The organism is Paenibacillus sp. LT-B23 (assembly GCF_059417685.1).
On the sequence record NZ_JBSQBM010000029.1, the window covers coordinates 1 to 24,547 of the forward strand.

Genomic DNA, 24,547 nt, shown 5'->3' on the forward strand with positions numbered 1-24,547 from the left:
TTGCAGCATGTCCGAAACCTTCGCGGTTCACTCACTCGTTGTTCAGTTTTCAAAGATCAAACCTGCATTATATCTTGCTATCGTTCTTGCTTTGTTTCATCACCGCGTCTCAGTGGCGACCTTTATAATATATCATTACTTTATGAGATTTGCAAGAGTTTTTTTAATTTCTTTTTTTCGAGCAAATTCCTCAAAAAGGAACGAAAATTAATTTACCATGAATCCTAAATAGAGTCAACACTTATTTTGATATCAGAAAGTATAAACTTCTTGAGGGTTAACTTCCTGATATCTCTGTTTTTATAATTGGCTCTTATATCTTTTATTGTTTGGTTTGGGGGACGCGCCCTCTGCGGGCATATTTGGATAGTTCCTTGGGGGGGGCAAAGCGGGCATACATGCGGAAAACTGTTTTATACCGAAGTGCTATCGCATAACGAATATCCTGATCCAATCGGGTATCGCTCATATCAAGCAGCATTTCATCAAGTTCCTTACGAAGAACATAATCCAGTTCCTTGCATTCTTTTTCGTTAAACAGCATTCCCAGCATATGACCATACTCCCTTATCAGCTTATTATATAGTGCTTATATTCGTTCAACTATTGTTCCAGTCTTTACCTGTTTTTAAACTCAACTGCTAAGGTTTCAAACTTATTCCGATTTAATTCCATGTTTTCTCTTTGGGCTCTCCCCTTTGTTATGTTCAATTTTCAGGAAAAATATAAATAACCGACCATAATATTTTAATGTGACAATAAACGATACGTTATTCCACTCTCGATTGCAGCAGCAATAAGCAGCAGAACAACGGACCATATAGACACCCTCAACGTCTGTTTCATAAACGACTCCCACGTTTGGGCAAGCCCTTTTCGTTTCAACCCTATGCCTGCACCGATCGAGGACATCACCTGCCCCCCAAACTTCAAACCGAAAGCACAGGCGATAATTAAAACAGGTAATTCAATTACACCATGCGGAAGCAGTCCTTTTACAATAATCTCATACAAGCTTCTGCCCGTATCCGCCTGTAAGTGTACGACAAACCCTAAAACCATCCCATTCATAATTAAAAATACAAACGGTACGATTCCAAATAAAGCCCCTACAAATATAACCAGCACACACTTGATAGCATTATTGAAAAAGATAAACACAAAAAAACTCCATTGAGGATGTTCAGTCTGCTGCAAACGCTGAGCCACTTCCCCCAATCCTGACAATTGTTGAGCCAATATAGATTGAATAGCCCCTGTACTTAACCAGCCCACCACAATACTTATGCAAAACAGAAATGCGGAAACTAAAGTCAACCGTCTTGTCGTGTGTAAATCATGTAGAAATGCTTTTAATCCCATCAGATCAGTCCCTCCTGTTAGTCCAATGGCATAATTGACAACCCCAGGCATAGCTTTAAGTAAACAAGCACTTCTATGATGAAAGGGGCGTTATTAACCATGAATTCTTTTTTTTATGTACTGAATGGCAAAAAAATTAAACGGTTCTTTATCGTAGCGGCGGCAGCCATTTTCGCTATTGGGGTCATTTATGTAGAAACTGATAATGTCACCGTTTTTTCCGAGGAAGTACCAGCGGCTATTTATAGTGTACCCACAGACAAAAAGCTGATCGCTCTTACCTTTGACATTAGTTGGGGAGATAAGCGTACTGAACCCATCCTAAAGGTTCTTGAGGATAAAAAAGTGAACAAGTCCACCTTCTTTCTTTCCTCCCCATGGAGCAAAACACACCCGGAGCTTGTGAATCAGATAAAAGATCGTGGATATGAGATCGGCAGCCATGGACATAAACATGAAAATTACAGCAGTCTAAGTGATGAGGACATTCGTAAGCAGATTTCAACAGCCCACACCACGTTGACCGAGCTGACCGGGCAGTCGCCGAAGTTGATCCGTATGCCTAATGGCGATTTCGACAAAAGGGTTCTTCAGGTCGCCAGCACTTTAGGCTACAAAACAATCCAGTGGGACACTGATTCTTTAGATTGGAAGAACCCAGGTACTCAGGTCATTATTGACCGTGTTGTGAAAAAAGCACATCCCGGTGACATTGTTCTTCTGCATGCCAGTGATTCCTGTAAACAAACTCATGAAGCGCTGCCCGTCATTATCGACAAATTGCGTGCACAAGGTTATGAATTTGTAACTGTATCCGAACTGCTTCAACAGGGAACAGTAAAAGGCAAAGAGGTTCGTGATCAGGCCCTGGGTCTTTAAGGAGTTATTTTACAACGTTCTCAACAAAAAACCAAAATTCAGACAACATATTTCACCTCATCCAATCGCATACTATCCACATTCATGATGAAGGAGGAATACGGCCATGAATTGGACTCGTTTGCGATTAGTCAGCATGATATGCGTACTGGGCGTTGCGCTAACTGGCTGTGGTTCGGACCAGAGCTCGGCGCCTCCCCAGAACAGCTATAAAGAAATGAAAACGATGGTTGTCGATATTTTAAAAAGCGATGACGGGAAAAAAGCAGTGGAGGAAGCTTTGACCGGGGAAAGCAGCTCATCGAAAGATGGACAATCCGATCAAGGCAGCGAAGGTGGTGGATCTGGAGGTGGATCTGGCGGAGGCTCCGGCGGCAGTATGGGAATGAAAATGATTATGCCCACACAGTCAGCAGAACAGATGAAGATCGCAGTCAAGGATACTCTGGTTTCTCCGGAATACAAAAAGGAAATCGAGAAAATTATGACTGATCCGCGCTTTGCCGGTGAATTTGCCAAGGCCATCAACAGCCAAAGTAAGCAACTTCATATGCAACTTATTAAAGACCCTTCTTATCAAAAATCTATTGAGGCGATGCTCAAATCGCCAGAACTGACCAAAATGTATATGGATTTAACTAAAACCCCTGAATACCGCAAACAATCTATGACGGTTATGCATGATGCGATGCAGAATCCTATTTTCCGACTTGAGGTCATGAATTTACTCAAAACTGTCGTACAAGAAGAGCTTCAACCCAAGGTTGAGAAAAAAAGTGGTGGTCAAGACGGATCAAGCGGTCAAAAACAAGGTGGCGGTAGTGGTGATAGCAGCGGCGGACAAGGAGGTCAATAACAAAAAGGCTGGTTCAGCAACCAGCCTTTTTTTCTTATTCAGATTCGGCGTGTAGCGTCGTAATTTGAGTGGCGATATCGTTATAGATTGCTCCCGTTGCCGATTCGGATTTATATACAGATGGTGAGAAATCCGCCTCTGACGGATGATTATCCGGAATACCCAACGGAATTTGCGCCAGCAGCTTTGTATGAAGAGTGTCCGCCAGCATAGCCCCACCCCCACGGCCGAAAACATAGTCCTTCTCTCCAGTAGAAGATACATAATAGGACATGTTTTCCACAACGCCAATGACCTTATGATCCGTTTGGAGCGCCATTGCTCCTGCACGGGCGGCCACAAAGGCTGCGGTTGCATGAGGAGTAGTCACAATGATTTCTTCACTCTGCGGGATCATCTGGTGTACATCAAGCGCTACATCCCCGGTTCCCGGCGGTAAATCAAGAATCATATAGTCCAGCTTGCCCCATTCCACATCGCTAAAAAACTGTCTGAGCATTCTTCCCAGCATGGGTCCTCTCCAGATCACGGGGTTGTTCTCCCTGACAAAAAAGCCCATAGACATAATCTTGATGCCGAATCGCTCCACCGGCTGAATAATGCCGTCTTCTACGGTAGGAACGTCCTCGGCCCCGATCATATCCGGTACGCTAAATCCATAAATGTCCGCATCAATCAAACCTACACGTTTGCCCTGTCTAGCCAAGGCAGCCGCTAGATTTACAGCCACCGTCGATTTCCCGACACCGCCTTTTCCGCTGGCAATGGCGATAAACCGTACGCCAGATGCCGGATTCAGCAGCTCATGTTCTTCCATACCAGCAGCATGTCCCTTGGTCAAAACCGGGTCGGCCGCTTCCTCCGCATTCTCTCCCGTCTGAATGGCGGATCTTTCATGCTCAGACGCTTCACGAATACGAATATGAATATGGTTCAGCCCCGCTTCTTCCAACGTCTGCCTGATTTCCCGCTCCAGCTCTGCCCGTGCTCCTTCCTCCGGATTCAGACTAATCGCGGTCAAGGATACACGATCCTCTTTAATAACTACATCCCGAATAAAATGAAGAGCGACCAAACGATGACCTGTATGAGGCTCTCGTACCTGTTGAAGTAGCTCTATAACTTGCTCTCTGGATTGCATGAATAATCAGCACCTCTGCTTCAATGAATTTACGTAGTTGTAAACACTTACAGTATACCACTATCTGACCTCTGGTGCTGACGAGACTCCCTTTTCCCCAGCGCTATAACGAAGCACTCCCTTATAAATCGCTGCCGCTACCTGTCTCTGATAGGTTTCATCACTCAGTCGTCTGGCTTCCTCCGGATGGGACAAAAAGCCGACTTCTACGAGAGCTGATGGCATTTTGAGAGCCTTGAGTAAATATACCGTGTTCACCGTCTTGGCCACTCTGTCTGTGTTCTCCAGGTTGCGTTTAATCTCCTCCTGAATGAGGGAGGCCAAATTTTCGTTATCCGCATGATTAGGGACGTAAAAGGTTTGGGCTCCACTCCAGCGGCTCGACGGGATGCTGTTCATGTGAATACTTAAAAAGAGATCCGCTTTATGCTCCTCAATCATGCGTACACGCTGCTTCAGATCCTCCGTTTTTCTTTTAGCATAGCCCTTGGTTTCTTGCTGCGCCAAATCACGGTCAGCCTCCCGGGTCATGACGACAATGGCCCCTGCTTGCTGCAAATAATCTCGCAAATAAAAGGCAATCGCCAGATTAATGTCCTTCTCAATGACGCCTTCCTTGCTGACAGCCCCCCCATCTGGTCCTCCATGTCCTGCATCTATGGCAATTACTTTACCGTTAAGTGGAAGACTCCAATGGGTCCAGGCTTTCGAAGCAGGTATCTCATATAAAGTCAGCGTGATAAACAGAACGGCGAGACAGCAGCCCAGCAGTATTTTTTTCAGCGTCCGATAGCGAATCCACAGTGTAACCTCGTGTTTACGATTGTTTTTTTGCATAACAAAACGCCTCCGTCCCTATACAGATACTAATGATCTATATGGGACGAGGCGCGTAAATAGTACAACTCAGGAATGAACAAATTCTTTCATACCTTCAATCAACACTTGGGCGACTTCCGGTCGTGTAAATTCAGGTGGCGGGCAAACCCCTGAACGTAACAATTCCCGCACTTTGGTGCCTGAAAGCGTCAAATGATGTTCCTTGGGATGAGGGCATGTTTTGCTAGAGGCCATATTTCCACATCGGGTACAATAAAAGCTGTGTTCGAAGAACAACGGGGTAATCTCCAGTTCCTCAGGTGTGAAGTTTTTGAAAATATCCTGAGCTTCGTACGTACCGTAGTAGTCTCCTACACCCGCATGGTCCCTTCCTACAATAAAATGGGTACACCCGTAGTTCTTCCGCACAATGGCATGAAAAATAGCCTCTCTCGGGCCAGCATATCGCATAGCAGCAGGAAACACGCCCAAAAAGGTACGGTCAGCCGGATAATAGTTGTCCAGCAGCACCAGATAGCTCTTCATACGCACATCTGCTGGAACGTCATCTGACTTGGTTTCACCCACGAGCGGATTCAGAAATAACGCATCGACAATCTCCATCGCGCTTTTTTGGATGTACTCATGCGCCCGGTGTACGGGATTACGTGTTTGGAATCCGACTACTGTTTTCCAGCCTTTTTCAGCAAAATGATTGCGTGTCTGCGTCGGTGTGTAATAAAACTCACCAAATTGCGCGGGTTCTGGCCGATTCAGCACCTGCACAGATCCCCCTACATAAGTAGCTGGTCGCTCCAAAAGTTTTTTAACGCCAGGATGCGCCGGATCATTTGTCTTGAATACACGTCTGGCCTCCTCTGCCTGATCAACCTGATATATACTCTCAATATCAAGTACAGCATATATGGTACCGTCCGTTTCACCCACTAAAGCGACCTGTTGACCCAATGTAAGTTCCCCGGCTATGATCTCCGTAACCGCAAGCGTAATGGGGATACTCCAGACTGTACCATCGGCAAGACGCATATCCGCTACCACCGACCGATAGTCGACTTCGTTCATAAACCCTGTCAGCGGAGAAAATGCCCCCACTCCAATCAAATCCAGATCGGAAATAGTCCACGAGTTTACACGGATAGGAAACAATTCACGGGCGGCCTGCAAAAGTGTTTTTTGCTCTGGGCCTGTAATGATTCTATCGACAAGCGTTCCACCATGTGGAAGAATTGCAGCCATAATGCACTTCCTTTCTGTTCATAAATGAGATTGACAGCTACTTGTTTATCGTTATTGATGGAGTCCACATTCCGTTTTCTCACTGCCTGACCAGCGACCAGCACGAGGATCTTCGCCTGGAAGGACTTGACGCGTACATTGCTCACAACCGATGCTGGGATAGTTACGATCATGTAGCGGATTATACAGCACTTTATGTGTATGAATATAGTTCCACACGTCCTCTGATGTCCAGCTCGCCAACGGGTTGAATTTAACGAGACCGAACTTTTCGTCATACTCTATCTTTTTTGCATTTGCACGGGTAGGAGCCTGATCTCGGCGGATCCCGGTAATCCATGCATCGTATTGCGATAAAATACGTGTCAGCGGCTCTACTTTACGTATACCACAGCATGTGTTGGGATCTGATTTCCAAAGCTCTTCTCCATGCTTGGCCGCTTGCTCTTCCGGAGTAATTAAGGGAGATACCCGCACAAAATCCATGTTGTATTTTTCCTTCATCTGATCACGCGTATCGTACGTTTCTTGAAAATGAAAGTCAGTGTCCAAATAAAAAATATCACTGGAGGGACTAATTTTTTGCAGCATATCTACAAGCACTACATCCTCCGCCCCAAAGCTACAAGCAAAGGTAAGATTCGGAAACGTATGAACAGCATACTGAATAATTTCCTCAGGCGTAGCCTCTTCCAGCTCAATTGCCTTGACTTTGATCAACTCTTCTTTCTCCAACAAGTTCATTATCAATGCGCCTCCATATGAAGATTCATAAATAAATTCCAGCATTCCAATACCGACTAAACTAATAAGAATAAATAAAGTATAAAACTTTCATGTGCATTGTCAATCCAAGGGATTGTGTCCTTATGCATACAATCTTTGGCCCTAAAAATGCAGAATCGTTGCCCTGCAAGCATTCTATAACCCTATCCTCCGTATCCGACCAAGTTCATTGACTTTATATAAAATATTCTTATACAATACATTTGGGAATCATCCTAAAGTTACTTGGTAACTAAAAGTAATCAGTCATAGAAAGAAGGTTCGCTTGAATGGAAGCTTTTTACGTCAACAAAGACGGTTCGCTCGCTACTCCGCTCAAAGGAAAAGATGTACTCGCCAATCCGCTTTTAAACAAGGGTGTCGCCTTTACACCGAATGAACGGAAGGAGTTGGGGCTTGAAGGTATACTGCCTCCGACAGTCCTGACCTTGGAAGAGCAGGCCGAACGTGCGTACAAGCAGTTTCTCGCTCAACCAACCACGCTGCGTAAGAATGCTTCGTTGAATGACTTGTATAATCGGAATGTGGTCTTATACTATCGTCTCCTTACGGATCACCTGAGCGAAATGCTTCCGATTGTCTATACACCGACCGTAGGTCAAGCTATTCAGGAATACAGCCATGAGTATCATCGTCCCGGTGGGGTATATCTTTCCATTAATAATGTGGACGGCATCGCACAGGCTTTTGCCAACACGCAATTGAGCGCTGACGATGTAGACTTAATCGTGGTTACTGACTCCGAAAGCATACTCGGTATCGGGGATTGGGGTGTGGGAGGCATTAACATCGCCATAGGTAAGTTAGCGGTGTATACAGCGGCAGCTGGTATTAATCCGGGGCGTGTGCTACCTATCGTTTTAGATGTTGGGACGAACAATGAAAAACTGCTACAAGACCCTCTCTACATCGGTAATCGACAACAGCGGGTGCGTGGAGAGCAGTATGACCGTTTTATTGATGCGTTTGTACAGCATACATGGGGACAGTTCCCGAAGGCACTTCTTCATTGGGAAGATATGGGCAATGTTAATGCCCGCAATATTATGGAAAAGTACGGAGAACATATTCTCACGTTTAATGATGACATACAAGGAACGGGTGCGGTTACATTAGCAGCTGTTATTTCGGCGTTAAAGGTGACGGGAATTCCGTTGCATAAGCAACGTATTCTTATTTTTGGCCCCGGTGCTGCAGGGATTGGAAATGCCGACCAGATTCGAGATGCTATGATGAAGCAAGGACTATCTGAGAAGGAAAGCAGCCAACGTTTTTGGACTTATGATTACCGAGGGCTGTTAATCGAGGGGATGGAGAATATATTCGATTTTCAAAAGCCCTATCTACGTTCCGAAGACGAAGTACGTTCATGGGCACGGTCCGATGACGGTAAAATTACTCTGCTTGAGGTCATTCGTCAGATTAAGCCTACTATACTGATCGGCACCTCAGGTGTCCACGGGGCTTTCTCAGAGAAAATTATAAAAGAAATGGCTAACCACGTTAAACGGCCTATCATTATGCCTATGTCTAACCCTACAGCGCTCGCAGAGGCAATTCCAGAGGATCTAATCCGCTGGACACAAGGTAGGGCGCTTATCGCTACTGGAAGCCCCTTTGAGCCTGTCACCTATGAAGGGACGGTTTATGAGATTGGACAATCGAACAATGCATTTGTGTTCCCAGGATTGGGGCTTGGCGCGATTGCAGTACAGGCCAAGACGATCACTGGAAGTATGTTTACTGCCGCTGCAAATGCTGTAGCCGAGATGGTGGACAGCACTAAACCCGGAAGCGCCCTTCTCCCCAGTGTACACAAGCTGAAAGAGGTATCCTTTGCTGTAGCCTTAGCTGTGGCCAAAGCAGCTATACAGGACGGTATAGCCAGTGTCCAACCAGATCATATAGAGCAGTCGCTTCGTGAACTCATGTGGAAACCGAACTATAGACGTGTAACTGCGCTAAGCTAAGACGATTATACGGAAGTATGTTGAGTATTCACTTCTTGTTGTATTTAGTCACAAGTTATGAACATAACGGGATAAACTGAGTTAAAAAAACAAATAAAATTGTGCATAACGTAACTGCCTTTGATCACAACGTGGACAACTTCGAGTGTTCCTTGCAATCAAGGCGGTTATTTTGTACCCATACGGCTTTATAATTCACTCCTACACTTTACTATCTGGTTACATGAAGGGTTGAGGATGAATCAAACGTTCTAGTTAGGGCAACTGTAGCACTTATCCACATGTGGATATTTTTTAAAAAATATTTATAAAAGCAAAAAAAGAACCCTTTCCATAAAGGAAAAGGTTCTTCTGTATTCGAAATATTAACGTTTCGAGAACTGTGGAGCACGACGAGCGGCTTTGAGACCGTATTTTTTACGTTCTTTCATACGTGGATCACGAGTCAGGAATCCTGCTTTTTTCAAAGCTGGACGGAATTCCGGATCTGCTTTCAGCAGAGCACGGGAAATACCGTGGCGAATTGCGCCTGCTTGACCAGAGATACCACCACCATGAGCGATAACGAGTACGTCATAGCTACCTACTGTTTCAGTCAGGTTCAAAGGTTGTTTTACGATCAGTTTGAGTGTTTCTAAACCGAAATATTCATTAATATCACGCTTGTTGATGACAATGCGTCCTTCACCCGGTACGAGACGAACACGAGCTACCGAATGTTTACGACGACCTGTCCCATAGTATTGTACTTGTGCCATGAAACTGTCCTCCCTTTTAATTATCCGCGAAGTTCGTAAACTTCAGGTTTTTGTGCTGCATGTGGATGCTCTGCGCCTTTGTAAGCTTTAAGTCTCAGCTTCATTTTCTCGCCTTGACGAGTTTTAGGAAGCATACCGTGAACAGCCAATTCCAGCATACGCTCAGGCTTGTTCTTAACCATGTCTTGTGCAACCGTTACTTTCAGACCACCCGGATGCAGGGAGTGACGATAGTATTTTTTGTTCTCCATTTTCTTACCAGTCAATACGATTTTCTCCGCATTGATTACAACAACAAAATCACCTGTGTCCACATGTGGTGTAAACTGTGGCTTGTGTTTGCCGCGAATCAACGCAGCCGCTTCGCTTGCCAGACGGCCGAGCGTTTTGCCTTCGGCATCAATGATGTGCCAGTTGCGCTCAACTTCATTTGGCTTCGCCATATACGTAGTACGCATGAAAAGTTTCCTCCTTAAGTTCGTTAACAGAAATCATCATTTATCTTCGTTCGTTAAGTTGCTGCATTATTGATGGATTAGATGTTGTTTGAAAGTGATCATCTTAATTGGGGCTGTGGGAAAGCCATTAAGAAAACACAACTTTTATATTACAGGATAACCATCAATTCTGCAAGGGTAAAATCAATGTTTTTTGATGTTTTCGTCGTACTCCACATTCCAGAGGGTTAAAGCATGTCCAACAGCCGTAGGACCGGCCTTTGAGCGATTTTTAGCCTCCAAAATGGAAGGAATATCATCCACCGATTTTTTGCCTTCCCCCACTTCCAGCAAAGTCCCCATAATGATCCGAACCATGTGCTGCAAAAAACCGCTGCCAGTAATATACGTATGAATAATTCCCTGATCATCCGAACCCGGACGTGAAAAGGAATGGTCTACCGTCATGTAGGCTTCGTAAATTGTACGGACATGGTTCGTTTTCTGGGAACGTCGGGATGCGAACGATGTATAGTCAAAAGTGCCGATCAAATGGGCCAGCCCTTCCTCCATCGCTCGTATATCCAAACTCGTCGGGTGATGTGCCTGTGTACGACGGTGAAAGATGTCCGGAAACCGGTTCGCATTAATGCTGTACCGATACGTCTTCCGCTTCGCCATACGGCGTGCATGAAAGGACAACGGCACCTCTTTCGCATCCGTAACGATGATATCACGAGGCAGCCAGGCATTGAGTGCCAGACACCAGCGCTGTATCGGGATCGGTGATTCAGTATGAAAATTGAATACCTGTCCATATGCATGTACACCTGCGTCTGTGCGGCCTGAGCCTGTGATTTTAAGACGTTCGCCCGTCAATGAGTAAATAGCATTTTCAAGATAGTCCTGAATGGTATTACCACTGGGCTGCGTCTGAAAGCCATCATAGCGGGTTCCGTCATAGTTCACCTTCATGCACAAGTTCCGCATGTCTCTCACACCTTTGCGGGGTATTCACTGGTCTTATAAGGAATAACCGTACATAACAAAGGAGAAGCCCCTCAAGGACTCCTCCAAGAGAAAAAAAGGGTTGTTCAGAATCAAGCTGATTCTGTCCACCCTTCCCTCATCTTCGCCTGTTTACGCGCGGTCAACCAGTTCCAGATATACCATTGGAGCGGCATCGCCACGACGAGGTCCCAATTTCAGGATACGTGTGTATCCACCTGGACGCTCGGTGTAACGTGTAGCCAATTCGCTAAACAGCTTTTGGATTGCATCCTGCTCACCATCCAAAGTTTCACGGCGAACGAACGCAGCCACTTGACGGCGTGCATGCAGATCTCCTTTTTTCGCTTTGGTGATCAGTTTTTCAGCAATAGAACGAACTTCTTTCGCTTTAGCCTCAGTAGTTTGGATACGCTCGTACAAGAACAAATCGGTTACCAAATCACGAAACAAAGCTTTACGGGCACTGGAGTTACGGCCCAATTTTTGGTATGCCATGTAGTTTCCCCTCCTTCACAAAAACGTTGCTGTACTATTCTTCCGTACGAAGTCCTAAACCAAGTTCCTCGAGCTTCTCTTGTACTTCTTCCAAAGATTTGCGGCCCAGGTTGCGGACCTTCATCATATCTTCTTCAGATTTAGTAGTGAGTTCTTGTACCGTATTGATACCAGCGCGCTTAAGGCAGTTATAGGAACGGACGGAGAGATCCAGCTCTTCGATCGTCATTTCAAGAACTTTTTCTTTCTTGTCTTCTTCTTTTTCGACCATAATTTCCGCATCTTTTGCTTCATCGGTTAGACCCACGAACAACATCACATGCTCGGTCAAAATTTTTGCTCCAAGGCTTACTGCTTCCTCAGGGCGGATACTTCCGTCAGTCCAAACCTCAAGTGTCAGCTTGTCATAATTCGTAACCTGGCCGACACGCGTATTTTCTATGCCATAGTTCACGCGTGAAATCGGAGTGTAGATGGAGTCGACGGGAATGACGCCGATCGGCTGGTCATCACGTTTATTCCGATCCTGCTTAACGTAACCGCGACCGCGATTGGCGAAAATACGCATGTGAAGTCTCGAACCCGGTCCGAGCGTAGCAATGTGAAGATCCGGATTAAGAATTTCCACATCACTGTCCGCACGGATATCTCCTGCCGTTACAACTCCTTCGCCTTCCGCATCGATTTCGAGTACCTTCTCTTCATCCGAGTGGATTTTAAGCGATAAAGCTTTCAGGTTCAGTATGATCTCCGTTACGTCTTCCTTCACACCGGGAACCGTTGCAAATTCGTGCAAAACTCCATCGATCTGAACCGATGTGACTGCTGCCCCCGGTAACGAGGATAACAGAATACGGCGAAGCGAGTTTCCTAGCGTCGTACCGTACCCGCGTTCCAGCGGTTCTACTACGAATTTTCCATAGGTGCCATCATCATTGACGTCTACCGTCTCAATTTTCGGCTTTTCGATTTCTATCACTGCAATATCCCTCCTTCAAAACGTCGCTCCTATATGAAACATTCACCTTATCCATAGTCTATCATGCAGTATGCCTAAACATCCATTCTTGGCAGTTTGCGCCGGATTTATACTACACGCAGAGGAGAAATCTCATTAGACGCGACGACGTTTTGGAGGACGGCATCCGTTATGAGGTACCGGAGTTACGTCTTTAATCAGGTTAACTTCCAGTCCAGCTGCTTGCAAAGAGCGGATTGCTGCTTCGCGTCCTGCGCCTGGTCCTTTAACCATGACTTCGACAGTCTTCATGCCGTGTTCCATTGCAGCCTTAGCAGCAGTTTCTGCGGCCATTTGAGCTGCGAATGGAGTAGATTTACGGGAACCACGGAATCCCATGCCGCCTGAGCTGGCCCAAGAGATTGCGTTACCGTGTGGATCTGTGATCGTAACGATCGTGTTGTTGAACGTGGAACGGATGTGTGCCACGCCAGTCTCGATATTTTTACGGTCACGGCGTTTTGTACGTACAACTTTTTTCGGTTTAGCCATTGAATGTTATCCTCCCTTCTTATTTCTTTTTGTTCGCTACAGTCCGACGAGGACCTTTACGGGTACGAGCATTAGTTTTGGTACGTTGTCCGCGAACAGGCAATCCACGACGGTGACGAACACCACGGTAGCAGCCAATCTCAGTCAGACGTTTAATATTTAAGGAAATTTCACGACGCAGATCGCCTTCTACTTTAACTTCTTTGTCGATCGTTTCACGTAATTTGCTCACTTCATCTTCAGTCAAATCACGAACACGCGTGTTTGCACTGATGCCTGTTTCCTTCAAAATTTTCTGAGAAGTCGTTTTACCGATTCCGAAAATGTAAGTCAAGGCGATCTCAACGCGTTTGTCACGTGGCAAATCCACACCAGCTATACGAGCCATTTTACGCTACACCCCCTTCTATTAACCTTGTTTTTGTTTGTGTTTCGGATTTTCGCAAATAACCATTACATTCCCTTTACGGCGAATGACTTTGCATTTCTCGCAAATAGGTTTTACAGAAGGTCTTACCTTCATGTTGATTACCTCCTCCAAGCTTTACCCTGGTAAAACTCGCTTCGTGAACATTCACATCGTTTTGCCGAGCAAAACAAGTTTTTTTAAATGACGTACGTTTAATTAAACCTGCATGAATTACTTGCGGTACGTAATACGGCCTTTAGTTAAATCGTAAGGCGATAACTGTACAACCACCTTGTCGCCTGTCAAAATACGGATAAAGTGCATCCGCAGTTTTCCGGAAACATGTGCAAGAATTTGATGACCGTTCTCCAGCTCTACCTTGAACGTAGCGTTCGGCAGTGGCTCGATTACCGTACCTTCAACCTCAATGACATCTTCTTTGGCCAAAGTCAGTCTCCTTTCTCTTCAGCTTGGTATTCGGACGACTCCAAGAAAGTTTTCACTGCATGACGCAGCTTTCCATTTGTCACCCGACCGCTTTCGTTTAAACTGTTTACAACCTCGCTACTAATCTTGGGCTGAGGCATCAGATGAAGAACGTTTTTCTTCTTCGACTGATCAAACTTTCGTTTGTCCCCATCCGCAATATATACAAACCTGCTGTCCGCTATAGAAACGACAACCGCAATCTGTCCGACATCTCTGCCTTTCAGAATCTTCACCAGCTGACCGATTTGCAGGTTTCCTTGCTGAATCATTCAAATCACCTACGCACTCAGTTTCGTGAAAATGTCCATGCCGTCCGTTGTGACCGCCACCGCTTGCTCGTTACGAGCACGAGAGGCCACGTTCACCGTTACGACCGTCCAGTTGTCTTCCAGCGCCCCCACATGGCGAGAACCTATATGAACTATGAGTTCAATAGCCAGCACCATGCCGGTTTTCAGCCTCGGCCCCTGTTCGGGAATACCACGGTTTGGATTCTCAATATATTGCCGAATGGCATGCGACATTGTAAACTGGCGAGTCTTCGCGATGATATCGCCTTTGTTTAACTTGCGTTTGCCGGGAAATCCGTGCACCAGTTGTTCGTTGACTGAAGCGCAAATGCTGGCAGGAAAACCGTTATAACCTTTAAAAGACGGCACAGCTCCTTGACTGCGAATATACCGATCAGCTAAATGATCAAGTTCACCGGTCGTCATACCGGGCTCGATGTGTTCCACCAAGAAATGATTCGTTTCCGTACCCACTCTCTCAGCTTTCCTCATAAAGCTTAATTCCGTCCCCGACTTGCAAATGATCATTACAGCTAACCCCGCAACAAGGACACGATATTTTTGGAAACCACATCAATATCCTGTTCTCCGTCAATATGACGCAGAAGATTCTGGTTCTCATAAAACGTGAGGAGTGGTGCTGTTTTATTACTATATTCGTCAAGTCGTGTTCTTACGCTATCCTCGTTATCGTCAGGGCGCTGATAGAGCTCCCCGCCATCTTTATCGCAAATGCCTTCAACCTTCGGAGGATTAAAGACAACATGATAGCTAGTTCCACAGATTTTGCAAACTCGCCGTCCTGTGATTCGTACCAACAATTTGTCACGATCCACTTTCAGGTTGATGACATCATCAAGCTTCGTATCCAAACGACCCAAAATTTGATCCAAGGCTTCAGCCTGAGCCAAAGTTCTAGGAAAACCGTCCAGCAAGAAACCTTTCTTACAGTCCGGCTGTTGCAGCCGCTCTTCAACGATACCAATCGTTACATCATCCGGAACAAGTTCACCCTTGTCGATATATTCCTTGGCTTTAATGCCAATAGGTGTTCCCTGTTTCATCGCCAGGCGAAACGCATCACCTGTCGAGATATGAGGAATGCCGAATTCCTTCACAATGACATCTGCTTGTGTACCTTTACCAGCCCCCGGAGGGCCCATGATTAAAATATTCACAATCTGTCACTCCTCAAGACGACCCCTACACAAGAAACAGCACAAAAGGTGCCGGTAAGTATGCGAACATCCTAAGCCGGAACCTGTTGCCTATTTGTTGATGAAGCCTTTGTAATGGCGTTTGATCAGTTGGCTTTCGATCTGCTTCATCGTATCCAATGCTACACCGATAATGATGAGCAATGAAGTACCGCCAATTTGCACGGAACGAGGCAAGCCCGAAAGCGAACCGAAGAATACCGGCAATACGGATATGACTGCCAGGAACAAAGCTCCTGTCATTGTCAAACGTGACATTACTCGTGTCAGGTATTTCTCCGTGGCTTTACCCGGGCGAATTCCCGGAATATAACCGCCGTTTTTCTTCATGTTGTCGGCCATTTGCTGCGGATTCATCTGTACAAAGGTATAGAAGAATGTGAAACCGATAATCATTACGACATACAAAACCATACCCAGCGGCTTGTCATAATACAAGTAAGTGGTAATCCACTTCGCCCAAGCATGGTCTGCCCAAAAACTCGCAATAATTGTCGGGAATTGCAGCAATGATACCGCAAAGATTACCGGAATAACGCCTGCCGCATTAATTTTCATCGGAATATGCGTATTCTGGCCACCGTACATTTTGTTACCAACTACACGTTTGGCGTATTGTACCGGGATTTTCCGAATACCTTGCTGGATGTAGATAACACCCACAATAATCAGAATAATCACCAAGGCAATAATAATTGCCTTCAGAATATTCATAAACAGCTGATCTGCCTGAATAAACTGGGATTCTACAACCGTCCGGATATGTCTTGGAATACCTGCCGCGATCCCTGCAAAGATAACGATAGAGATACCGTTGCCGATTCCCTTTTCGGTAATTTGCTCACCTAGCCACATAAGGAACGTAGTTCCTGCTGTAAGCACAATAGCTATTACCAGATAATCTGCAAAAGTGGCTCCTGGAATCATCGCTGCACCATACAGTCGGTTAAAGCCGATCGACGTTCCGAATGCTTGAATCAAGCCCAGTATTACCGTACCATACCGTGTAAGTTGAGCCAACTTCTTTTTACCATGCTCTCCTTGTTTAGCCCATTCCGCAAGTTTCGGAATAACGTCCATTGACAGCAACTGTACAATGATGGACGCTGTAATATATGGCATAATCCCGAGGGCGAAGATCGAGAACTGATATAAAGCGCCCCCTGAGAAGGTGTTAAGGAGTCCAAACAACTCGCTTCCTGCCTGATCCTGAGAAGTAAAGACTTGCTTGTTCACGCCGGGAACCGGCACGAAGGAGCCAATACGGTATACAAACAGTATAAACAGGGTAAACAGGATTCGGGTTCTAAGATCCTCAACCCGCCATATATTTTTCAGGGTCTTGAACATTAGATCACCTCGGTTTTACCGCCGGCAGCTTCAATTTTCTCTACCGCAGATTGAGAGAACTTGTTCGCTTTAACTGTCAATTTTACAGTGATTTCACCGTTACCCAGAATTTTAATTCCGGATTTCGCGTTTTTCACAATGCCATTGTTCAGCAAAAACTCAGGGCTTACTTCTGTACCCGCTGCAAAATTGTTCAAATCTTCGATATTCAAAACCGCATACTCTTTACGAGTAGGATTTACGAAACCGCGTTTAGGCAAGCGACGATACAGTGGGTTTTGACCACCCTCGAAGCCCGGACGTACACCACCGCCGGAACGAGCGTTTTGACCCTTATGACCACGACCAGAAGTTTTACCCGTACCGCTACTAGGACCACGACCCAAACGTTTACGTTCTTTGCGGGAGCCTGGAGCTGGGGAAAGCTCATGTAACTTCATCGTTCGTTGCACCTCCTTGATTATTGTTAAAATGCTTTATTTCCTATGCCTCGATTTCTTTAACAGAAACCAAATGGCTAACTTGATTGATCATCCCGCGAATCGCTGGATTGTCGGGTTGAATTACTTTATGGTTGATTTTACGCAAGCCGAGCGTTTTAACAGTCGTTCTTTGAGTACCAGGACGACCGATCAACGAACGAACGAGGGTAATTTCTAATTTCGCCATGACATTCCCTCCTTAGCCCAGCAGCTCTTCGATGGATTTGCCGCGCAATTTTGCAACTTCTTCAGCGCGTTTCAAGCGGGACAAACCTTCCAATGTCGCATTGACCATGTTCATGGAATTCGAAGAACCCAGAGATTTTGTCAAGATATCACCTACACCAGCAAGTTCCAGTACAGCACGAACCGGACCGCCAGCGATAACTCCAGTACCTTCCGATGCCGGTTTCAACAGAACCCGGCCAGCACCGAACTTACCTGTAACAAGGTGAGGAATAGTTGTTCCTACGAGCGGAACGTGAACCAAGTTTTTCTTAGCATCTTCAATACCTTTGCGAATCGCATCAGGTACTTCGCCAGCTTTACCGATTCCGGCGCCTACCCAGCCGTTACCGTCGCCTACTACTACCAGAGCACTAAAGCTGAAACGGCGTCCGCCTTTGACAACTTTAGCTACACGATTAATATTTACTACTCTTTCAGTCAGTTCCAAAGTGTTCGGATCTACACGCAAGTCGTTAACCTCCTTTTGAGAAATGTCTTAGAATTCAAGGCCTGCTTCGCGAGCTGCATCAGCCAAAGCTTGAATCCGTCCATGATACAAGTATCCACCACGGTCAAATACGATGTTAGCATGACCTTTTTCTTTTGCACGTTTAGCAACGAGTTCGCCAACCTTACGAGCCGCCTCTACGCTACCACCGTTTTTGATCTCACTGCTCAGTTCTTTATCCATAGTGGATGCAGATACCAATGTTACACCAGCTACATCATCAATCAATTGTGCGTAGATATGTTTGGAAGACCGGAATACGTTCAAACGAGGACGCAAAGCCGTACCTTCGATTTTCTTACGTACACGCAGATGTCTTCTGACACGTGCTTTATTTTTATCTTGTTTTGTAATCATCTTAAGTTTTCACTCCCTTCAGTTTGCCTTTTAAAGCTTTATACTAAGACGCACTGGGTAAAAAAGAAGCACGAAGTCTTTCCTGCAGAAAGACCGCACAAAGTCGGTAAGAAACTTATTTCTTCTTACCGGCTTTACCTTCTTTACGAATGATGCGCTCGCCTTCGTATTTAATCCCTTTACCTTTGTAGGGCTCAGGTTCACGAACGGAACGAATTTTAGCAGCATAGGCACCTACACGCTCTTTATCAATTCCACGAACGATGATTTTAGTGTTCGAAGGAACTTCGAATTCGATGCCCGCTTCCGGTGTGATTTCAACCGGGTGAGAGTATCCAACGTTCAGAACGATTTTATCTCCGGATTTGCTTGCACGATATCCGACCCCAACCAGCTCCAGAGATTTTGAAAACCCTTCAGTTACACCACTTACCATGTTGTTGACAACGCTGCGGGTTGTTCCATGCAAAGAGCGGTGAAGTTTGTTGTCCGAAGGACGAATTACGTTGATTTCATTGTTTTCCACAGTAACGGACATGTCTTTATGAAGCTCACGAGTCAATGTTCCTTTAGGACCTTTAACTGTGATCGCTGTGTTGTTCAAAGTTACGTCAACACCACTTGGTACTGTGATTGGCTTACGACCAATACGGGACATATCTGTTGCACCTCCTATCTTTTAAACGTTATCTTACCAAACGTAGCAAACCACTTCTCCGCCGGCTTTAGACTGACGTGCTTCTTTGTCGGTCATGATACCTTTGGATGTCGAAATGATCGCGATCCCGAGTCCACCCAGAACGCGTGGAATTTCGTTGCTCTTCGTGTAAACACGAAGACCTGGTTTACTGATTCTTTTCAAACCTGTAATAACACGTTCGTTGTTTGCACCGTATTTCAAGAAAACACGGATGATCCCTTGTTTGCTATCTTCAACAAATTCCGCATCACGAATGAATCCTTCACGTTTCAGGATGTCGGCGATTTGTTTTTTCATTGTAGATGCAGGCATTTCTACTGTTTCGTGACGAACTGTGTTCGCGTTACGAATACGAGTAAGCATATCTGCAATTGGATCAGACATAGTCATTGTGTATAAACCTCCTTCCCAAACAGGACTTTTTACCAGCTTGCTTTTTTCACGCCAGGAATCTGGCCTTTATAAGCTAATTCACGGAAGCAAATTCTGCAGATCTTAAACTTTTGCAGTACCGAATGTGGACGACCACAACGCTCGCAACGAGTATAAGCACGAACTTTAAACTTTGGTGTGCGTTGTTGTTTGACTTTCATTGAAGTTTTTGCCACTTAGCCTGACACCTCCTAAATAGTTTCGGAGAACAGGGTGTCTCTTATATCAGACGCCCAAAACGTTATGCCAACATTACTTTGCGAAAGGCATGCCCAGTTGAGTCAGAAGCTCACGGGACTCTTCGTCAGTTTTGGCAGTCGTTACGATAACGATGTCCATACCACGAACTTTATCAACTTGATCGTACTCGATTTCCGGGAAGATCAATTGTTCTTTCAGACCAAGTGTGTAGTTACCACGTCCGTCGAAAGCTTTTGTTGAAACACCATGGAAGTCACGTACGCGAGGAAGCGTGATATTGAACAATTTGTCCAAGAAATAATACATACGCTCGCCACGAAGTGTTACCTTAACACCGATTGGCATGTTTTCACGCAATTTAAAACCTGCAATAGATTTTTTTGCGCGAGTGATTACTGGTTTTTGACCAGCGATCAACTGCATGTCGCTCACAGCCGAATCGAGCACTTTGGAGTTTTGGACTGCGTCGCCAACACCCATGTTGATTACAACTTTCTCGATTTTAGGCACTTGCATTACTGATGTATAGCTAAACTTCTGCATCAAGGCAGGAGTGATTTCTTTCAAGAAACGCTCTTTCATTCTTGTTGTTGCCATGAATCATAGACCTCCTTTCTTTGAAAATTAATTAGTCGATCACTTCGCCAGAACGTTTTGCAATGCGCACTTTTTTTCCGTTGTCCAATACTTTGTAACCAACACGAGTTACTTTTCCGCTCTTCGGATCAATGTGCATAACGTTGGAAACGTGAATCGGAGCTTCTTTCTCGATGATGCCGCCTTGTGGATTCAACTGATTAGGCTTTTGGTGTTTTTTAATCATGTTAACACCTTCCACAAGCACACGGTTTTGACGAGGGTAAGCAGCGATAACGCGACCTTTTTTACCTTTATCTTTACCAGTAATCACCAGAACAGTGTCGTCTTTTTTGACGTGCAGCTTGTTGTTATGGGATTCCAGAACTTTTTTCACTTTTGGCATTTCGTACACCTCCTACAGGCACATTTTAAGGTGAATTTAGATCACTTCCGGAGCCAAGGAAACGATTTTCATGAAGTCCTTGTCACGAAGTTCACGAGCAACTGGTCCGAAAATACGAGTACCACGTGGGCTCTTGTCTTCTTTAACGACCACTGCTGCGTTCTCGTCAAATCCGATATAGGAACCGTCTTTACGGCGGATAGAACGTTTAGTACGAACGACAACCGCTCTTACTACATCACCCTTTTTGACAACGCCGCCTGGTGTTGCTTGTTTTACGGAACAAACGATCAGGTCACCAATTTGAGCTGTACGACGTCCCGTACCACCGAGCACACGGATACACATCAGTTCCTTCGCGCCGGAATTGTCAGCTACAGTCAAACGTGTAAATGGTTGAATCATTTATTTATCCTCCTTTCGGAAAAACTACGCTACATTAAATTATAACAGCTTTTTCAATGATTTCGACCAGTCTCCAGTTTTTGTCTTTGGACAAAGGGCGAGTTTCCATGATTTTAACAGTATCACCGATTTGTGCGGTGTTGTTTTCATCATGAGCTTTGAATTTCTTTGTTACTTTGATACGTTTATGGTAGAGATCATGTTTTTTGTAAGTTTCTACAGCAATCACAATCGTTTTGTCCATTTTATCGCTGACTACTTTACCGACTAACACTTTACGGGCATTACGTTCGCTCATTGTTGGCCTCCTTCCTAATTACAGGCGGAATCTCCACCCGGTCTGATATCTTAGCTAATCCCAAGTTCTCTTTCACGGATCACGGTTTTAGCACGAGCAATTTCCTTACGTACATCGCCGATCCGAGTCGGGTTATCAAGCTGACCGGTAGCGAGTTGAAAACGAAGGTTAAAGAGTTCTTCTTTGAACCCAGAGATCTTTTGTTCAATTTCAGCAGTGGTTAGGTTGCGAAATTCACTAGCCTTCATTTGCTTCACCACCCAATTCTTCACGTTTCACAAACTTAGTTTTGATTGGCAGTTTGTGAGCGGCAAGACGCATTGCTTCACGAGCAATCTCTTCCGGAACACCAGCAAGTTCGAACATGATCTTACCTGGTTTCACTACTGCAACCCATTTTTCTACGTTACCTTTACCACTACCCATACGAACCTCAAGAGGCTTCTGAGTAATTGGTTTGTCAGGGAAAATTTTAATCCAAACCTTACCACCACGTTTGATGTAACGAGTCATCGCAATACGAGCAGCTTCGATCTGACGGTTAGTAATCCATGCAGGTTCAGTAGCTTGCAAACCATACTCACCAAAGTTCAGTGTAGTGCCGCCTTTTGCACGACCCTTCATATGACCACGTTGTTGCTTACGATGTTTTACGCGTTTTGGTACCAACATGATTAGTTGCCTCCTTCCTGAGGAGCTTGTTTCTTGGCTGGAGGAAGAACCTCTCCACGATAGATCCATACTTTTACGCCAATACGCCCGTAAGTAGTATGAGCTTCCGCTGTACCGTAGTCAATGTCGGCACGAAGCGTATGCAGTGGAACTGTTCCTTCGCTGTACCCTTCGGAACGAGCGATTTCGGCACCGCCAAGACGTCCGCCTACTTGAGTTTTAATTCCTTTTGCTCCGGAACGCATAGTTCTTTGGATCGCTTGTTTCAAAGCACGACGGAAAGAAACGCGACGTTCCAATTGTTGTGCAATGCTCTCTGCAACCAAGATTGCATCCAGCTCAGGATTTTTAATTTCAGAGATATTGATGTGTACCTTTTTACCGCCTGCGATTTTAGTGATTTCATTACGCAAGTTTTCAACTTCGGAACCACCCTTACCGATAACCATACCAGGTTTCGCAGTGTGAATCGTTACGTTGACGCGGTTAGCTGCTCTCTCGATTTCAACACGGGATACAGCGGAATCTTTCAATCTTTTTTTCAGATGTTCACGAATTCTAACGTCTTCCAGCAAAAGATCACCGAAATCTTTGCCTGCATACCATTTGGATTCCCAATCACGGATAATACCGATTCGGAGTCCGACGGGATTTACCTTTTGGCCCACACGTTTTCCCTCCTTATTTTTCAGATACCACCAGAGTAATATGACTGGTGCGTTTATTGATGCGGCTTGCACGACCCATTGCACGCGGGCGGAACCGTTTCATTGTAGGACCTTGGTTTACAAAAACTTGTGATACTACCAACTTGTTCACGTCCAAAGAGTAGTTGTGGTCTGCATTTGCAATAGCAGAGTTCAACAGCTTCTCAACGACTGGTGAAGCGGATTTCGGAGTGTGACGAAGAATTGCGATCGCCTCACCAACCTGCTTACCGCGGATCAAATCGATAACGAGTTTAACTTTACGAGCAGAAATCCGTACGGATTTAGCATGTGCTTTTGCTTCCATTGAGTTTACCTCCTCTCAAACACTACGCTGTGTTGATTATCTTCTTGTTTTCTTATCGTCATCCGTATGGCCTTTATAGGTACGTGTTGGAGCGAATTCGCCCAATTTGTGTCCGACCATATCTTCCGTTACGTATACTGGCACGTGTTTACGACCATCGTATACACCAAACGTATGTCCGATAAATTGTGGGAAAATCGTAGAGCGACGGGACCAAGTTTTGATCACGACTTTCTTGTCCGATTCGTTCAAAACCTCTACTTTTTTCAGCAGGTAACCATCAACGAATGGTCCTTTTTTGAGACTGCGACCCATGTATGAATCCTCCCTTCGTTAAAACGTTGTCGTTCCTTAATATGTTAACGTGCGACTTAAGCGCACGTCTTATTACTTAGTACGACGACGAACGATGTATTTATCAGATGCTTTACCTTTTTTACGTGTTTTGTAACCAAGGGTTGGTTTACCCCATGGAGACATCGGAGATTTACGTCCGATTGGAGCGCGACCTTCACCACCACCGTGTGGGTGATCGTTAGGGTTCATAACAACACCGCGAACTTCAGGACGTTGTCCCAACCAACGGCTACGTCCGGCTTTACCGATCTTCACCAATTCATGGTCTTCGTTACCAACAGAACCGATTGTAGCGCGGCAAACTTTCAGAACGCGACGAACTTCACCAGAAGTCAAACGAATAGTTACATACTTCTCTTCTTTACCAAGAAGTTGGGCTTCCGTACCGGCAGCACGAACGAGTTGACCACCTTTGCCCGGTTTCAATTCGATGTTGTGGATAACCGTACCTACTGGAATGTTTTCCAAAGGCAAAGAGTTACCGATTTTGATATCGGAACCTACACCGGATACCACTTCGTCTCCTACTTTCAAGCCTTTAGGAGCGATGATGTAACGTTTTTCACCATCCACATAGTGGATAAGTGCGATGTTGGACGTACGGTTCGGATCATATTCGATCGTAGCAACGCGGCCCGGTATTCCATCTTTGTTACGTTTGAAGTCGATAATACGGTATTTACGTTTATGTCCACCGCCATGATGACGAACCGTAATTTTACCTTGGTTATTACGTCCAGCTTGCTTGCTCAGAGGCGCCAGCAACGATTTCTCGGGCTGATTAGTTGTGATCTCCTCGAAAGTAGATACAGACATAGCACGTCTGGCCGGGGACGTCGGTTTATACTTTTTAATTGGCACTGAGTTTCCCTCCT

The 24,547-nt window shown here is 45.3% G+C and carries 39 protein-coding genes; 3 read left to right on the plus strand and 36 right to left on the minus strand.

Annotated features, from left to right (window positions below; genetic code table 11):
• Positions 1–322 precede the first annotated feature (322 nt).
• Positions 323–553, minus strand: a complete 231-nt coding sequence (locus ACWXW9_RS25865) for a hypothetical protein (protein WP_444956078.1) — start codon at positions 551–553, stop codon at positions 323–325.
• A 194-nt stretch (positions 554–747) separates the two neighbouring features.
• On the minus strand, positions 748–1,362 hold the full coding sequence (locus tag ACWXW9_RS25870) for a stage II sporulation protein M (protein WP_494931754.1): 615 nt from the start codon (positions 1,360–1,362) through the stop codon (positions 748–750).
• A gap of 99 nt (positions 1,363–1,461) precedes the next feature.
• Here ACWXW9_RS25870 and pdaB point away from each other — a divergent pair, with 99 nt between their 5' ends.
• Together pdaB and gerD are read left to right on the plus strand one after the other, a co-directional pair.
• Positions 1,462–2,241 (plus strand): polysaccharide deacetylase family sporulation protein PdaB, encoded by a 780-nt coding sequence (gene pdaB, locus ACWXW9_RS25875; protein WP_494931755.1) that lies wholly within the window; start codon positions 1,462–1,464, stop codon positions 2,239–2,241.
• Between the two features lie 106 nt (positions 2,242–2,347).
• Complete coding sequence (gene gerD / locus ACWXW9_RS25880) at positions 2,348–3,097, plus strand: spore germination lipoprotein GerD (RefSeq protein WP_494931756.1); 750 nt, start codon at positions 2,348–2,350, stop codon at positions 3,095–3,097.
• 34 nt (positions 3,098–3,131) lie between these two features.
• On the opposite strand, the gene ACWXW9_RS25885 is transcribed toward gerD, so the two are convergent.
• From ACWXW9_RS25885 to ACWXW9_RS25900, 4 genes are all read right to left on the minus strand, one after another.
• Positions 3,132–4,238 (minus strand): Mrp/NBP35 family ATP-binding protein, encoded by a 1,107-nt coding sequence (locus tag ACWXW9_RS25885; RefSeq protein ID WP_494931757.1) that lies wholly within the window; start codon positions 4,236–4,238, stop codon positions 3,132–3,134.
• 60 nt (positions 4,239–4,298) lie between these two features.
• Positions 4,299–5,075 carry an N-acetylmuramoyl-L-alanine amidase CwlD gene (cwlD, locus tag ACWXW9_RS25890; protein WP_494931758.1) on the minus strand — a complete coding sequence of 259 codons (777 nt, stop codon included), beginning with the start codon at positions 5,073–5,075 and terminating at the stop codon, positions 4,299–4,301.
• Positions 5,076–5,144: 69 nt separating this feature from the next.
• Positions 5,145–6,314 carry a sulfate adenylyltransferase gene (sat, locus tag ACWXW9_RS25895; RefSeq protein ID WP_494931759.1) on the minus strand — a complete coding sequence of 390 codons (1,170 nt, stop codon included), beginning with the start codon at positions 6,312–6,314 and terminating at the stop codon, positions 5,145–5,147.
• 51 nt (positions 6,315–6,365) lie between these two features.
• Complete coding sequence (locus tag ACWXW9_RS25900) at positions 6,366–7,058, minus strand: phosphoadenylyl-sulfate reductase (RefSeq protein ID WP_494931760.1); 693 nt, start codon at positions 7,056–7,058, stop codon at positions 6,366–6,368.
• 311 nt (positions 7,059–7,369) lie between these two features.
• Here ACWXW9_RS25900 and ACWXW9_RS25905 point away from each other — a divergent pair, with 311 nt between their 5' ends.
• Positions 7,370–9,070 carry an NAD-dependent malic enzyme gene (locus tag ACWXW9_RS25905; protein WP_494931761.1) on the plus strand — a complete coding sequence of 567 codons (1,701 nt, stop codon included), beginning with the start codon at positions 7,370–7,372 and terminating at the stop codon, positions 9,068–9,070.
• Between the two features lie 365 nt (positions 9,071–9,435).
• Here ACWXW9_RS25905 and rpsI read toward each other — a convergent pair whose 3' ends face one another.
• The 30 genes from rpsI to rplB all read right to left on the minus strand — a co-directional run bounded on the left by rpsI (position 9,436) and on the right by rplB (position 24,533).
• On the minus strand, positions 9,436–9,828 hold the full coding sequence (gene rpsI, locus ACWXW9_RS25910) for a 30S ribosomal protein S9 (protein WP_013312140.1): 393 nt from the start codon (positions 9,826–9,828) through the stop codon (positions 9,436–9,438).
• A gap of 20 nt (positions 9,829–9,848) precedes the next feature.
• Positions 9,849–10,286 carry a 50S ribosomal protein L13 gene (gene rplM, locus ACWXW9_RS25915; RefSeq protein ID WP_354455262.1) on the minus strand — a complete coding sequence of 146 codons (438 nt, stop codon included), beginning with the start codon at positions 10,284–10,286 and terminating at the stop codon, positions 9,849–9,851.
• A gap of 183 nt (positions 10,287–10,469) precedes the next feature.
• Positions 10,470–11,255, minus strand: a complete 786-nt coding sequence (truA, locus tag ACWXW9_RS25920; protein ID WP_494931762.1) for a tRNA pseudouridine(38-40) synthase TruA — start codon at positions 11,253–11,255, stop codon at positions 10,470–10,472.
• Positions 11,256–11,405: 150 nt separating this feature from the next.
• Entirely contained in the window at positions 11,406–11,771 is a 366-nt protein-coding gene (rplQ, locus tag ACWXW9_RS25925) for a 50S ribosomal protein L17 (protein ID WP_013312143.1), read from the minus strand.
• Positions 11,772–11,805: 34 nt separating this feature from the next.
• Positions 11,806–12,750 (minus strand): DNA-directed RNA polymerase subunit alpha, encoded by a 945-nt coding sequence (locus tag ACWXW9_RS25930; protein WP_014278300.1) that lies wholly within the window; start codon positions 12,748–12,750, stop codon positions 11,806–11,808.
• A gap of 135 nt (positions 12,751–12,885) precedes the next feature.
• On the minus strand, positions 12,886–13,281 hold the full coding sequence (gene rpsK, locus ACWXW9_RS25935; RefSeq protein WP_013312144.1) for a 30S ribosomal protein S11: 396 nt from the start codon (positions 13,279–13,281) through the stop codon (positions 12,886–12,888).
• A 19-nt stretch (positions 13,282–13,300) separates the two neighbouring features.
• On the minus strand, positions 13,301–13,669 hold the full coding sequence (gene rpsM / locus ACWXW9_RS25940) for a 30S ribosomal protein S13 (protein ID WP_007432560.1): 369 nt from the start codon (positions 13,667–13,669) through the stop codon (positions 13,301–13,303).
• A gap of 21 nt (positions 13,670–13,690) precedes the next feature.
• Positions 13,691–13,804, minus strand: a complete 114-nt coding sequence (gene rpmJ, locus ACWXW9_RS25945; protein WP_003333770.1) for a 50S ribosomal protein L36 — start codon at positions 13,802–13,804, stop codon at positions 13,691–13,693.
• Between the two features lie 117 nt (positions 13,805–13,921).
• Complete coding sequence (infA, locus tag ACWXW9_RS25950; protein WP_006212898.1) at positions 13,922–14,137, minus strand: translation initiation factor IF-1; 216 nt, start codon at positions 14,135–14,137, stop codon at positions 13,922–13,924.
• Between the two features lie 2 nt (positions 14,138–14,139).
• A complete protein-coding gene (locus tag ACWXW9_RS25955) occupies positions 14,140–14,448 on the minus strand; it encodes a KOW domain-containing RNA-binding protein (protein ID WP_134912322.1) in 309 nt (102 codons plus the stop codon).
• 9 nt (positions 14,449–14,457) lie between these two features.
• On the minus strand, positions 14,458–14,997 hold the full coding sequence (locus tag ACWXW9_RS25960) for a M24 family metallopeptidase (protein ID WP_494931763.1): 540 nt from the start codon (positions 14,995–14,997) through the stop codon (positions 14,458–14,460).
• A gap of 5 nt (positions 14,998–15,002) precedes the next feature.
• Positions 15,003–15,647, minus strand: a complete 645-nt coding sequence (locus ACWXW9_RS25965) for an adenylate kinase (protein WP_134912318.1) — start codon at positions 15,645–15,647, stop codon at positions 15,003–15,005.
• Positions 15,648–15,737: 90 nt separating this feature from the next.
• Complete coding sequence (gene secY / locus ACWXW9_RS25970) at positions 15,738–17,036, minus strand: preprotein translocase subunit SecY (protein ID WP_025685931.1); 1,299 nt, start codon at positions 17,034–17,036, stop codon at positions 15,738–15,740.
• Complete coding sequence (rplO, locus tag ACWXW9_RS25975; protein WP_494931778.1) at positions 17,036–17,476, minus strand: 50S ribosomal protein L15; 441 nt, start codon at positions 17,474–17,476, stop codon at positions 17,036–17,038. The genes secY and rplO overlap by 1 nt, the downstream gene beginning before the upstream one ends.
• A 43-nt stretch (positions 17,477–17,519) precedes the next feature.
• Positions 17,520–17,705, minus strand: a complete 186-nt coding sequence (gene rpmD / locus ACWXW9_RS25980; protein ID WP_014278305.1) for a 50S ribosomal protein L30 — start codon at positions 17,703–17,705, stop codon at positions 17,520–17,522.
• A gap of 12 nt (positions 17,706–17,717) precedes the next feature.
• A complete protein-coding gene (gene rpsE / locus ACWXW9_RS25985) occupies positions 17,718–18,215 on the minus strand; it encodes a 30S ribosomal protein S5 (protein WP_013312151.1) in 498 nt (165 codons plus the stop codon).
• 27 nt (positions 18,216–18,242) lie between these two features.
• Positions 18,243–18,611: a 50S ribosomal protein L18 gene (gene rplR / locus ACWXW9_RS25990; RefSeq protein ID WP_025685932.1), complete on the minus strand. Its 369-nt coding sequence runs from the start codon at positions 18,609–18,611 to the stop codon at positions 18,243–18,245.
• Between the two features lie 115 nt (positions 18,612–18,726).
• Positions 18,727–19,269 (minus strand): 50S ribosomal protein L6, encoded by a 543-nt coding sequence (gene rplF, locus ACWXW9_RS25995; RefSeq protein ID WP_014278307.1) that lies wholly within the window; start codon positions 19,267–19,269, stop codon positions 18,727–18,729.
• A 33-nt stretch (positions 19,270–19,302) separates the two neighbouring features.
• On the minus strand, positions 19,303–19,701 hold the full coding sequence (rpsH, locus tag ACWXW9_RS26000; RefSeq protein ID WP_014278308.1) for a 30S ribosomal protein S8: 399 nt from the start codon (positions 19,699–19,701) through the stop codon (positions 19,303–19,305).
• A gap of 32 nt (positions 19,702–19,733) precedes the next feature.
• Positions 19,734–19,919, minus strand: coding sequence for a type Z 30S ribosomal protein S14 (locus tag ACWXW9_RS26005; protein ID WP_013312154.1), 186 nt, complete (start codon positions 19,917–19,919; stop codon positions 19,734–19,736).
• Between the two features lie 76 nt (positions 19,920–19,995).
• Positions 19,996–20,541, minus strand: coding sequence for a 50S ribosomal protein L5 (gene rplE, locus ACWXW9_RS26010; RefSeq protein WP_025685933.1), 546 nt, complete (start codon positions 20,539–20,541; stop codon positions 19,996–19,998).
• A gap of 31 nt (positions 20,542–20,572) precedes the next feature.
• Positions 20,573–20,926 (minus strand): 50S ribosomal protein L24, encoded by a 354-nt coding sequence (gene rplX / locus ACWXW9_RS26015; RefSeq protein ID WP_013312155.1) that lies wholly within the window; start codon positions 20,924–20,926, stop codon positions 20,573–20,575.
• A gap of 36 nt (positions 20,927–20,962) precedes the next feature.
• Entirely contained in the window at positions 20,963–21,331 is a 369-nt protein-coding gene (gene rplN / locus ACWXW9_RS26020; RefSeq protein WP_007432573.1) for a 50S ribosomal protein L14, read from the minus strand.
• A 34-nt stretch (positions 21,332–21,365) separates the two neighbouring features.
• Positions 21,366–21,629, minus strand: coding sequence for a 30S ribosomal protein S17 (rpsQ, locus tag ACWXW9_RS26025; protein ID WP_025685934.1), 264 nt, complete (start codon positions 21,627–21,629; stop codon positions 21,366–21,368).
• A gap of 50 nt (positions 21,630–21,679) precedes the next feature.
• The gene (gene rpmC, locus ACWXW9_RS26030) at positions 21,680–21,877 is read right to left on the minus strand and encodes a 50S ribosomal protein L29 (RefSeq protein WP_014278310.1); all 198 of its coding nucleotides are present in this window, start codon (positions 21,875–21,877) and stop codon (positions 21,680–21,682) included.
• A complete protein-coding gene (rplP, locus tag ACWXW9_RS26035) occupies positions 21,867–22,301 on the minus strand; it encodes a 50S ribosomal protein L16 (protein WP_007432576.1) in 435 nt (144 codons plus the stop codon). Before rplP ends, rpmC begins: the two co-directional genes overlap by 11 nt.
• Before the next feature lie 2 nt (positions 22,302–22,303).
• Positions 22,304–22,969: a 30S ribosomal protein S3 gene (gene rpsC / locus ACWXW9_RS26040; RefSeq protein ID WP_014278312.1), complete on the minus strand. Its 666-nt coding sequence runs from the start codon at positions 22,967–22,969 to the stop codon at positions 22,304–22,306.
• Between the two features lie 13 nt (positions 22,970–22,982).
• Positions 22,983–23,315, minus strand: a complete 333-nt coding sequence (gene rplV / locus ACWXW9_RS26045) for a 50S ribosomal protein L22 (RefSeq protein ID WP_013312157.1) — start codon at positions 23,313–23,315, stop codon at positions 22,983–22,985.
• A 36-nt stretch (positions 23,316–23,351) separates the two neighbouring features.
• Positions 23,352–23,630 (minus strand): 30S ribosomal protein S19, encoded by a 279-nt coding sequence (rpsS, locus tag ACWXW9_RS26050; RefSeq protein WP_025685935.1) that lies wholly within the window; start codon positions 23,628–23,630, stop codon positions 23,352–23,354.
• Between the two features lie 72 nt (positions 23,631–23,702).
• Positions 23,703–24,533 carry a 50S ribosomal protein L2 gene (rplB, locus tag ACWXW9_RS26055; RefSeq protein WP_134912313.1) on the minus strand — a complete coding sequence of 277 codons (831 nt, stop codon included), beginning with the start codon at positions 24,531–24,533 and terminating at the stop codon, positions 23,703–23,705.
• Positions 24,534–24,547: the final 14 nt, after the last annotated feature.